Origin of the sequence: Azospirillum brasilense (genome assembly GCF_007827815.1) — a bacterium.
Classification (GTDB): domain Bacteria; phylum Pseudomonadota; class Alphaproteobacteria; order Azospirillales; family Azospirillaceae; genus Azospirillum; species Azospirillum brasilense_C.
Map to the genome: position 1 here is coordinate 68,895 of NZ_VITH01000022.1, position 11,137 is coordinate 80,031.

General features: G+C 70.1%; 7 protein-coding genes and 1 pseudogene. 7 read left to right on the forward strand and 1 reads right to left on the reverse strand.

Features of this window, described 5'->3' with window-relative positions; genetic code table 11:
• Window positions 1-38: 38 nt before the first annotated feature.
• The gene (locus FBZ83_RS29325) at window positions 39-2,708 is read right to left on the reverse strand and encodes a 2-oxoglutarate dehydrogenase E1 component (RefSeq protein WP_145690270.1); all 2,670 of its coding nucleotides are present in this window, start codon (window positions 2,706-2,708) and stop codon (window positions 39-41) included.
• Between the two features lie 389 nt (window positions 2,709-3,097).
• On the opposite strand from FBZ83_RS29325, the gene FBZ83_RS29330 reads away from it, so the two are divergent.
• The 7 genes and pseudogenes from FBZ83_RS29330 to FBZ83_RS32165 form a co-directional block, all read left to right on the forward strand.
• Window positions 3,098-4,183: a TRAP transporter substrate-binding protein gene (locus FBZ83_RS29330; protein WP_145690271.1), complete on the forward strand. Its 1,086-nt coding sequence runs from the start codon at window positions 3,098-3,100 to the stop codon at window positions 4,181-4,183.
• Between the two features lie 103 nt (window positions 4,184-4,286).
• Window positions 4,287-4,934, forward strand: coding sequence for a TRAP transporter small permease subunit (locus FBZ83_RS29335; RefSeq protein ID WP_247888529.1), 648 nt, complete (start codon window positions 4,287-4,289; stop codon window positions 4,932-4,934).
• A 169-nt stretch (window positions 4,935-5,103) separates the two neighbouring features.
• Window positions 5,104-6,894, forward strand: a complete 1,791-nt coding sequence (locus tag FBZ83_RS29340) for a TRAP transporter large permease (protein ID WP_307833709.1) — start codon at window positions 5,104-5,106, stop codon at window positions 6,892-6,894.
• Between the two features lie 25 nt (window positions 6,895-6,919).
• The gene (locus FBZ83_RS29345) at window positions 6,920-7,900 is read left to right on the forward strand and encodes a ketopantoate reductase family protein (protein ID WP_145690273.1); all 981 of its coding nucleotides are present in this window, start codon (window positions 6,920-6,922) and stop codon (window positions 7,898-7,900) included.
• 158 nt (window positions 7,901-8,058) lie between these two features.
• Window positions 8,059-9,513, forward strand: coding sequence for an aldehyde dehydrogenase family protein (locus FBZ83_RS29350; RefSeq protein WP_145690274.1), 1,455 nt, complete (start codon window positions 8,059-8,061; stop codon window positions 9,511-9,513).
• Between the two features lie 29 nt (window positions 9,514-9,542).
• Entirely contained in the window at window positions 9,543-11,012 is a 1,470-nt protein-coding gene (locus FBZ83_RS29355; RefSeq protein ID WP_145690276.1) for an FAD-binding oxidoreductase, read from the forward strand.
• Between the two features lie 30 nt (window positions 11,013-11,042).
• Window positions 11,043-11,137, forward strand: a pseudogene (locus FBZ83_RS32165) (electron transfer flavoprotein subunit beta/FixA family protein); the annotation flags it as partial.

Here is an 11,137-nt window from a genome sequence, read left to right on the forward strand (position 1 = left end):
GGTTTCCTCGGTGCGTGTTGTTTTGGTGTTGTTCTTGCTCAGTCCGCCGCGATGGTCTCGCGGGGCGGGAGGGACGCGGCGATCCCGGCGAAGGCCTGCTCCACCAGCCGGCGCTGGTCGGCCTCGTGGTCGCCGTGGAAGCTGCCGGCGGGCGACGCCGCCTCGTCGCGGGCCACGCAGGCGACGCGCGGCTCGGCACAGCCGGCGGCCGCGCGCAGCGCCTCCAGACGGCGGTCCAGATAGGTCCAGGCGCCGAGATTGCACGGCTCCTCCTGCACCCAGGCGCAGGACGCGCCCGGCCAGCGGCGGAACAGCGCCGACAGAGCGGCGTCGGGCAGAGGGTACAGCGATTCCAGCCGGACCACCGCCACGGCCTCGGCGCCGCGCTCGGCCCGCTCGCGCTCCAGCTCGTAGGCCAGCTTGCCGCTGCACAGCAGGATGCGCTCGACCCGCGCCCCGGCGGTGACGATCACCGGCTGGAAAGCGGTGCCCGGCTCGCAGTCGGCCAGGGTCGACACGGCGGCGGGCAGGCGCAGCAGCGTCTTCGGGCTCAGCACCACCAGCGGCTTGCGGTCGCGGCGCAGCATCTGCCGGCGCAGCAGGTGGAAGTAGTTGGCCGGGGTCGAGGGATGGGCGACGCGGATATTGTCGCGCGCCGCCATCTGGAGGAAGCGCTCCGGCCGGGCGGAGGAGTGTTCCGGCCCCTGCCCCTCCAGCCCGTGCGGCAGCAGGATGACGAGGCCGGAAGGCTGGCGCCACTTGTCCTCGGCGCTGACGATGAACTGGTCGATCATGATCTGCGCGCCGTTGGCGAAGTCGCCGAACTGCGCCTCCCAGATCACCAGCGCGTCGGGCCGCTCCAGGCTGTAGCCGTACTCGAAGCCCAGCACGGCGTATTCCGACAGCGGGCTGTTGACCACGTCGAAGCGCGCCTGCTCCACACCGAGGTGATTCAGGCTGACATGGCGGCGCCCGGTGACGGTGTCGGTCAGCGCGAAATGGCGGTGCGAGAAGGCGCCGCGCACCACGTCCTGGCCGGTCAGCCGCACCGGCGTCCCCTCGGCCAGCAGCGTGGCGAAGGCCAGCGCCTCGCCGGTCGCCCAGTCCAGCGGCTCCTCGGCGCGGCGGCGGATGACGCGCTCCACCTTGCGGTCCACGGCCAGCCCCTCGGGAATGGCGGCCAGCGCCGCCAGCAGCCCGCGCAGCCGGTCGTCGGCGATGCCGGTGTCCGGTTCGGCGGGAGCCGCGCCGGCCGGGGCGAAGGGCGCCCAGCGCCCGCCGGGAAAGCCGTCGTGGTTCGGCCGATGGTCGGCGGCCGCGGCCAGCGCCTCCTGGAAGCGGGTCTTGTGCCCGGCGGCCAGCGCCTCGGCCTCCTCGGGGCCGACCAGCCCGTCGGCGGCCAGCCGCTGCGCGTAGAGGGCGCGGGCCGGCGGGTGGGCGTCGATCGCCTTGTAGTCGAGCGGCTGGGTGAAGCGCGGCTCGTCGATCTCGTTGTGCCCATTGCGGCGGTAGCCGACGAGGTCGATCACCGCGTCGCGCCCGTGCGCCTGCCGGAAGGCCACGGCGAGGTCGGCGGCGCGCAGCGCGGCGTCGGGATCGTCGGCGTTGACGTGCAGGATGGGGCTGTCCACCGCCTTCCACAGGCCGGTGCAGTGGAGCGAGGTTCGCGCCTCCTCCCGCTCGGTGGTGAAGCCAATCTGGTTGTTGACGATGACGTGGATGGTGCCGGCGACGGTAAAGCCGGGAACGCCGGACAGTTGCAGCGCCTCCGTCACGCTGCCCTGGCCGATCACGCTGGCGTCGGTGTGCAGCAGCACACAGAGCACCCGCTTGGCATCGCCACCCTGCGCCCGCTCCAGGTCCTGGCGGGCCCGCGCGCGGCCCAGGGTGACCGGGTTGATCGCCTCCAGGTGCGACGGGTTGGGCGACAGGGTCAGGGCCAGCGACCGCTCGCCGAAGGACAGGGTGCTCTCCACACCCATGTGATAGGGCACGTCGGCGGGAACCGGCGGGTCGGCCAGGAAGGGGTGCATCCCCTTGATCCCGGCGAACAGCTCGACCAGCGGCTTGCCCAGCGCGTTGGCCATCAGGCTGAGCCGGCCGCGGTGCATGGTCCCGACCTGCACCTCGGTGACGCCCGCCGCCGCCGCCGCCGCGAGGATGCGGTCGAGCAGCGGGATCAGCGTCTCCATGCCCTCCGCCCCGAAGCGCTTTTTGGTCGGGTAACGGACGCCGAGCAGCCGTTCGAACTCCTCCGCCGCGGTCAGCAGCGCCAGGGCGCGGCGGCGCGCCTCGGCCGGCGGAGCGGTCTCCACCCCTTCATAGGCGTCGCGCAGCCAGGAGCGCAGGGCCGGATCGTCGATGTGCGCGGTCTCCAGCGTCAGCGTGCCCTGATAGAGCCGGCGCAGGCGCGCGGTTTCAGTGTCTTCGGACACGGAGGATGCGGAGGGCGCGGCACGGCCCAACGGGTCGAGGGCGGCGGTGGCGTGGCCGCGCTGGCGGATCTCCTCCTGCCGCAGCGGAACCGTCGGATCGCCGGCCGGACCGCCGGTCGGCGCCCCGGCGGGGACGGCGCCCAGTTCGTCCAGGATCTGGAAGACGGCGCGCCAGCTCACGTCCACCGACGCGGGGTCCTCGCGGAAACGTTCCTGCAACGCTTCGAGATAGGCGGCTCCGGCGGCGTTGAGCGGAGAGGACAGCCTAGACATGGCGCACACCGTTCATGCGATTGAACATCCGTCGGTTTGATGGCGGTCGGAGACCAGTTGCCCCCAGCTTATCGACCCATCGCGCGGCGCGGAGCGCATGGCGTGCCTGTAGCAGATATTCATTGCGGGCATAGCAAACCGTCCGCGCCCGCACCGTTTGGGGTGGGCCGCCGCGGGTTTCGGGTGAAACCGTTCGTACCGCTGATGGCTTGCCGCGCTTATGGCTGATATGCCGGCAATACGCATTCCGCTGTGCGGCCGCCTGATCCACTGTCAGGGTCACCACACTTTCCCCGGCCACCCACCGGGGTCCAAGCGCCTCGGGCCGGCATCGCCTCGTCCGGGCAACAAAAATCTCGGCCACAAAAATTCTCGGGAGGAAGATCCACATGAAGCGCCGTCAATTCTTCAAGGGTGCCGCCATCGTTGCCGGCGCCTCCACCCTCGCCGCCCCGGCCATCGCCCAGTCGGAGCCGACGATCCGCTGGCGCTGCGTGTCCAGCTTCCCGAAGAACATCGAGGTTCTCTACGGCAGCGCCGAGGTCATGGCGAAGAACATCGCCGAGGCCACCGACGGCAAGTTCCAGATCCAGGTCTTCGCCGCCGGCGAGCTGGTCCCGGCGCTGCAGGCGCTCGACGCCGCCAGCAACGACACGGTGGAGATGGCGCACACCGCCTCCTACTACTATGTCGGCAAAGACCCGAGCTTCGCCTTCGGCTGCTGCCTGCCCTTCGGCCTGAACACCCGCCAGCAGAACGCCTGGTTCTACCATGGCGAGGGCGGCAAGCTGCTGGAGGAGTTCTACGCCGGGCACAATCTGAAGGCGCTCGCCGGCGGCAACACCGGCGCCCAGATGGGCGGCTGGTTCCGCAAGGAAATCAAGAGCATGGAGGACCTCAAGGGTCTGAAGTTCCGCATCTCCGGCCTCGGCGGCCAAATCCTCTCCAAGCTGGGCGTCGTGCCGCAGCAGGTCAGCGGCGGCGACATCTACCCGGCCCTGGAGCGCGGCACCATCGACGCCGCCGAGTTCAACGGTCCCTACGACGACGAGAAGCTCGGCCTCTACAAGATCGCGCCGAACTACTACTACCCGGGCTGGTGGGACGGCACCTCGCTCCAGCATTTCTTCATCAACACGAACCGCTGGAACAGCCTGCCCAAGCATTATCAGGCGGCGCTGACCTCGGCGGCGGCACTCGCCAACGTGGACAGCGTGGCGCGCTACGACGTGCTGAACCCGGCGGCGCTGAAGCGCGTGGTGGAGAAGGGCGCCAAGCTGCGCGCTTTCCCGCAGGACGTGCTGCAGGCCAGCCACAAGGCGGCCATGGAGCTCTACGACGAGCTGTCGGACAAGAACCCGACCTTCAAGAAGTTCTACGAGAGCTACCGCCGCTTCCAGGCGGACTCCAACCTGTGGAACCAGGCGTCGGAATACGCCTACGACAGCGCCGTCCTCCGCCTCGCCCGGCGCTGATCCGGCACGTCCTCAACCATGACCGGGGAGCGGGCCCGCCGCTCCCCGGCCGTGGCATCGTCGCGTTCCGCGCGACCGGCTTTTTCGGGAGGGCCTGCCCACCATGCCGAGCCCCAACGCTTCCCCTTTCATGACGGCCCTGGTCGGGGCCTGCCGGCTGGTCGACGCGGTCACCGCGCGGCTGGGCAAGGCGATATCCTGGCTGATCGTGCTGGCGATCCTGGTGTCGGCGGTCAACGCGGTCGTCCGCAAGATGTTCGACGTCAGTTCGAATTCGTGGCTGGAACTGCAATGGGTGCTGTTCGCCGCGGTGTTCCTGCTCTGCTCCCCCTGGACGCTGAAGGAGGACGAGCACATCCGCATCGACATCGTGAACGCGCAGCTCGGCAAGCGCGCCCGCGACACCATCGACCTGTTCGGCCATCTGACCTTCCTGCTGCCCTTCAGCTTCGTGATGCTGGTCACCTCCTGGCCCTTCGCCATCGCCTCCTACGCGATCGAGGAGCAGTCGATGAACGCCGGCGGCCTGCCGCAATGGCCGGCGAAGATGCTGATTCCGCTGGGATTCACCGTGCTGTTCATCCAGGGCCTGTCCGAACTGGCCAAGCGCGCCGCGATCATGTCCGGCCATCTGGCGGACGACAACCACCGGGCCGGCGGCCATCAGGCGGCGGCCGAGGCCGAGGCGGAACGGCTGCTGGCGGCCGAACGCGAGCGCACCACCCACCCCGACACCCTTCCCAGCCGGTGACCGCGCGATGAGCACGACCTCTCCCTCCCTTTCGCCGCGCGCCGTCCGGCTGTCCGTCATCTCCCTGGTGCTGCTGGCGGTGGTCGCCGTGGCGCTCTACGTGCTGCCGGTGCCCGGCGCCGCGGCGCTCGCCGAACAGGACGGCTGGCGCGGCTGGTTCGGCCACAACATGGCGCCGATCATGTTCGCCACGCTGGTCGGCATGCTGCTGCTCGGCTATCCGGTGGCCTTCGCGCTGGCCGCCAACGGGCTGCTGTTCGGCCTGATCGGCATCGAGATCGGGCTGTTCCGCCCCGACCTGTTCCAGGCTCTGCCGGAGCGCGTCTACGGCACGATGAACAACGACGTGCTGCTGGCTGTGCCTTTCTTCACCTTCATGGGTCTGGTGCTGGAGCGGTCCGGCATGGCCGAGGATCTGCTCGACACCATCGGACAGCTGTTCGGCTCGATCCGCGGCGGTCTGGCCTACGCGGTGATCTTCGTCGGCGCGCTGCTCGCCGCGACGACGGGCGTGGTGGCCGCGTCGGTGATCTCGATGGGCCTGATCTCGCTGCCGATCATGCTGCGCTACGGCTACGACCGCCGTCTGGCGTCGGGTGTCATCGCGGCGTCGGGCACGCTGGCCCAGATCATCCCGCCGTCGCTGGTGCTGATCGTCATGGCCGACCAGCTCGGCCGCTCGGTCGGCGACATGTACGAGGCCGCCTTCATCCCCGGCCTGCTGCTGGCCGGCCTCTACGCCCTCTACGTCTTCGTCGTCTCGATGATCTGGCCCAAGGCCGCCCCCGGCCTGCCGCCGGAAGCCATCGCCCACCGCGAGCCGAACGGCGCGCGCGGCGTCTGGCAGCTCGGCCTGCTGGCCCTGTTCTCGGGCGCGGTCGCCACCTGGGTGATGGGCCGTACCGACGTCAAGTCGGGCGCCGACTACGTCGTGCTGCTGCTCTCGGTGGCGGTGCTGGTCGCCTTCCTGGCGGCGGCCTTCAACCGCGGCTTCGGCGCGCAGCGCCTCGTCCTGCAGACCGTCGCCACGGCGGCGCTGACCGCGGCGGCGGCGTGGCTGACGGTCAACGAATGGACCACCCTGGCCCTGATCGGCGATTCCATCGCGGCGGGCGCGCTCTACGCCCTGGCGGTGGCGGTGGTGGAGCGGGCGACCGGCCGGCGCCTGATCTCCCGCATGGCGGAGCAGGCGACCTTCGTCATGGTGCCGCCGCTGGCCCTGATCTTCCTGGTGCTGGGCACCATCTTCGTCGGCCTCGCCACCCCGACCGAGGGCGGCGCCATGGGCGCGGTCGGCGCGCTGGCGCTGGCGGCCATGAAGAAGCGCCTGAACTTCGACATGGTGCGGCAGGCCACCTACGCGACGGCCAAGCTGGCCTCCTTCGTGCTGTTCATCCTGATCGGCGCGCGGGTGTTCTCGCTGACCTTCTACGGCGTCAACGGCCACATCTGGGTCGAGGAGCTGATGGTCTCCCTGCCCGGCGGCCAGATGGGCTTCCTGATCGCCGTCAGCGTGATGGTCTTCCTGCTGGCCTTCTTCCTCGACTTCTTCGAGCTGGCCTTCATCGTCATCCCGCTGCTCGCCCCGGCGGCGGACCGCCTGGGCATCGATCTCGTCTGGTTCGGCATCATCCTGGCGGTGAACATGCAGACCAGCTTCATGCACCCGCCCTTCGGCTTCTCGCTGTTCTTCCTGCGCTCGGTGGCGCCGAAGCTGCCCTACATCGACCGCATCACGAAGAAGGAGACGGCCCCCGTCCTGACCAGCCAGATCTACTGGGGCGCTGTGCCCTTCGTGGTCATCCAGCTCGTCATGGTGGCCCTGGTGATCGCCTTCCCGCAGATGGTCATGCATTACAAGTCGACGGCCACCAAGCTCGACGACAAGCAGATCGAGGAGCAGTTCAAGGGCCTCGGCGGCGACCTGAACGACGACCTGCCGCCGCTGGAATTCAAGTGATCGGGACTGAGGAAGGGAGAGCGACATGCGCATCGCCGTCGTAGGGGCCGGAGCCGTTGGCGGCGCGCTGGCCGGGTATCTCGCCGCCACGGGCCGGCACGAGCTGTCGCTGCTGGCCCGCGGCGCCCATCTCGCGGCGATCCGCGAGAACGGGCTGACCGTGCAGACTCCGAAGGGGACGCTGACCAGCCGGCCGCGGGCCAGCGAGTCCGCCGCCGACCTCGGCCCGCAGGACGTGGTGATCGTCACGGTGAAGGGGCACGGGCTGCCGGCCCTGGCCGCGTCCTTCCCGGCGCTGTGCGGGCCGGACACGCTGGTGGTGGCGGCGCAGAACGGCATTCCCTGGTGGTACCTGTACGGCGCCGGGGACGGCGTGACGCCGGAACCGCTGGAGGTGGTCGATCCCGGCGGCGCCATCTGGTCGGCCATCGGGCCGGAGCGGGTCGCCGCCTGCGTGATGGAGGTGCTGCCCGCCCGCATCGTCGAGCCGGGCGTCGTCGCCCACACCGCCCTGCCGGTGCTGGCCTTCGGCGCCCCCCGGCCCGGCGATCACGCGGAGAAGCTGGCGGCCCTGGCCGACTCCTTCAACGCGGCGGGCGCCACCGCCCGCCTCCCCGCCGACATCCGCGTGACGCTGTGGAGCAAGCTGTTGCTCAACATGGCGGTCGGCCCGACCAGCGTGCTGACCGGCGCCACCATGGGCGCCATGGAGCAGGCCCCCGGCATGGCCGCCGTCCAGGGCCGGCTGATGCGCGAATGCCTGAACGTCGCCCATGCCTGGGGCGTCGCCCTGCCCGACGACATCGACGAGCGGCTGAGCCGCGGCAGCGGCGTGCCCGGCCACAAGCCGTCGATGCTCCAGGATTTCGAGGCGGGGCGCAGCATGGAGATCGACCCCATCGTGACCACCGTCCTGGAGCTGGCCCGCCGCCGCGGCGTGCCGGTGCCGACCATCGAAACATTGTGGGCGCTGACCGCCCTGAAGGAGCGGGTGGCGCGCGCCTGAGCGCAGGACGCCACCAGCCCCCTCCCCAACCCTCCCCCGCTTTGCGGGAGAGGGTGCCTTCCGCGACGCGGCGGCAGTCCCCTCCACCGCCAAGGGCGGGGGAGGGTCAGGGAGGGGGCAGCGCTTCCCAACGAACCGTTTTCCGGAGAAGACAACCAATGTCCCCCGCTTCCGATCGCATCACCAACTTCATCGCCGGCTCCTGGCGTCCGGGCCGCGACCGGCTCGACATCTTCAACCCGTCGAACCTGGACGAACTGGCCGGCTCCTACTCGCTGGCCGGCGCCGACGACGTGACTGAAGCCGTCGCCGCGGCCCGCGCCGCCCAGCCGCAATGGCGCGCCGCCACGGTGGAGCAGCGCTCGCTGGTGCTCGACGCCATCTCGCGCGCGCTGTTCGACCGCAAGGACGAGCTGGCCCGCATCGCCGCGACCGAGGGCGGCAAGACCATCCCCGACGCGCTGGGCGAGATCACCCGCGCCGCCCACCTCGCCCGCTTCTTCGCCGCCGAGGCGCTGCGGGCGCCGGGCGAGACGCTGGGCTCGGTCCGGCCCGGCGTCGAGGTCGACGTGACGCGCGAGCCGGTCGGCGTCATCGGCCTCGTCACGCCGTGGAACTTTCCGGTCGCCACGCCGATGTGGAAGATCGCCCCGGCGCTGGCCTTCGGCAACGCAGTCATCTGGAAGCCGTCGGAGAAGACCCCCGGCATCTCCATCGCCGTCACCCGCCTGATCGCGGAGGCGCTGGAAGCCCACGGCATGCCCAGCAGCCTGTTCAATCTGGTGATCGGCGCCGGCCCGAACGTCGGCGCCGCCGTGGTCGACGCGGTGGACGCGGTGTCCTTCACCGGCTCGGTCAACACCGGACGGCGCATCGCCGTGCGCTGCGCGGAGCGGATGATCCGCGTCCAGCTGGAGCTGGGCGGCCAGAACCCGCTGGTCGTGCTGGGCGACGCCGACCCGGAGCGCGCCGCCGAGATCGGCGTCAACAGCGCCTATTTCCACGCTGGCCAGCGCTGCACCGCCACCGGCCGCTTCATCGTCGAGGATTCCATCCACGACGCCTTCGTCGCTGCGATGACCGAACGGATGGCGGCGCTGCGCGTCGGCCATGCCCTGCTGCCGGAGACGCAGATCGGCCCGGTCATCGACGAGTTCCAGCTCACCAAGAACCTGCAATACATCGACACCGGCCTGAAGGAAGGCGCGCAGTTGGCCTCCGGCGGCGGGCGGCTGGACCGGCCGACGCGCGGCTGGTTCCTCGCCCCGACCCTGTTCACCGAGACCAGCAACGCCATGACCATCAACCGGGAAGAGGTCTTCGGCCCGGTCGCCAGCGTCATCCGCGTCAAGGACTACGAGGAGGCCCTGGCTGTCGCCAACGACACCGACTATGGCCTGTCGTCGGGCATCATCACCAACTCGATGAAGCACGCCCGCCACTTCCAGGCCAACATCCAGGCCGGCATGACCATGCTGAACCTGCCGACGGCCGGCGTCGACTACCACGTCCCCTTCGGCGGCCGGAAGATGTCGAGCTACGGCCCGCGCGAGCAGGGACGCTCCGCCATCGAGTTCTACACCATCATCAAGACGGCCTATCGCGCGCTGTGACGCCGAACCGAAGCCCAGGGAGAGTCTCCTTGTCCAAAGACATTTCGGGGTCCAACGACACCCTGACCGCCGGGCGGCCGGACTTCGCGACGGCCGTGCTCGCCCCCATCCACGCCATCGTCGGCGACCGCGGGCTGATCACCGATCCCGGCACCATGCAGCCCTTCATGGAATCCTGGCGCGACGGCTGGGTCGGCCGCTCGCCCGCCGTGGTGCTGCCCGACAGCACCGAGGCGCTGGCGGCCGTGGTGCGCATCTGCGCGGAGACGCGCACCCCCATCGTGCCTCAGGGCGGCAACACCGGCCTGACCGGGGCCAGCCAGCCGCACGCCGACGGGACGGAGATCGTCCTCTCGACCAACCGGCTGAACCGCATCCGCGAGATCGACATCGACAACGACACGATGACGGTCGAGGCCGGCTGCATCCTCGCCAACATCCAGAACGCGGCGCGCGACATTGGCCGGCTGTTCCCGATGAGCCTCGCCGCCGAAGGCTCCTGCCAGATCGGCGGCAACATCGCCACCAACGCCGGCGGCGTTCAGGTGGTGCGCTACGGCAACATGCGCAACCTCGTCGCCGGGCTGGAGGTGGTGCTGCCCGACGGGCGGATCTGGGACGGGCTGCGCGGGCTGCGCAAGGACAACGCCGGCTACGACATGAAGCAGATCTTCATCGGGTCGGAGGGCACGCTCGGCATCGTCACCGCCGCGGTGCTGAAGCTGTCGCCGCTGCCGCGCGCCACCGCCACGGCGCTGGTCGCGGTGTCGGCCCCCAGCGACGCCGTCGACCTGCTGACCCGCGCCAAGGGCGTCGCCGGCGACCGCATCATCACCTTCGAGCTGATTCAGCGCGACTGCATCGACGTGGCCCGCCGCCATGTGCCGGACGTGCCCGATCCCCTGCGCGACCGCTACCCGTGGTACGTGCTGGTCGAACTGGCCGACCAGGACGGCGGCAACCGCCTGATGGAGATGCTGGAAGGCATCCTGGAAGCCGGAATGGAGGCCGGGGAGGTGCTGGACGGCGTCGTCGCCGCCTCCAAGGCCCAGGCCGATTCGCTGTGGCGCATCCGCGAGGGCATCCCGGAGGGCCAGAAGCGCGAGGGCGTGTCCTTCAAGCACGACGTGTCGGTGCCGATCTCCCGCGTGGCGCGCTTCCTCGACCGCGCCAACGCGGCGCTGGAACGGGAATGCCCGGGCATCCGCCCCTTCGCCTTCGGCCATCTCGGCGACGGCAACATCCACTTCAACCCGATCCAGGCGGAGGGCGGCGACCCGGCCGAATGGAAGGCGAAGCTGGCGACGGTCAACGCCATCGTCCATGACATCGTCGTCGAGCTGGGCGGGTCCATCTCCGCCGAGCACGGCATCGGACGACTGCGCATCGACGAGATGCCGCGCTACAAGTCGCCGGTCGAGCTGGACATGATGGCAACGCTGAAGCGCGCCTTCGATCCGCACAACATCATGAATCCCGGCAAGATCCTGCGCGCCTGAGCGCGGTTCCGCCAGTCAAGGATGAAACTCATGAAGGTCCTCGTCCCGGTCAAGCGGGTGGTCGATTACAACGTCAAGATCCGCGTCAAGGCGGACGGTTCCGGCGTTGAGACCGCCAACGTGAA

Coding starts and splice junctions, on each gene's coding strand:
- FBZ83_RS29325 (WP_145690270.1), bottom strand. CDS start 2,708: ATGTCTAGGCTGTCCTCTCCGCTCAACGCCGCCGGAGCCGCCTATCTC.
- FBZ83_RS29330 (WP_145690271.1), top strand. CDS start 3,098: ATGAAGCGCCGTCAATTCTTCAAGGGTGCCGCCATCGTTGCCGGCGCC.
- FBZ83_RS29335 (WP_247888529.1), top strand. CDS start 4,287: ATGCCGAGCCCCAACGCTTCCCCTTTCATGACGGCCCTGGTCGGGGCC.
- FBZ83_RS29340 (WP_307833709.1), top strand. CDS start 5,104: ATGGCGCCGATCATGTTCGCCACGCTGGTCGGCATGCTGCTGCTCGGC.
- FBZ83_RS29345 (WP_145690273.1), top strand. CDS start 6,920: ATGCGCATCGCCGTCGTAGGGGCCGGAGCCGTTGGCGGCGCGCTGGCC.
- FBZ83_RS29350 (WP_145690274.1), top strand. CDS start 8,059: ATGTCCCCCGCTTCCGATCGCATCACCAACTTCATCGCCGGCTCCTGG.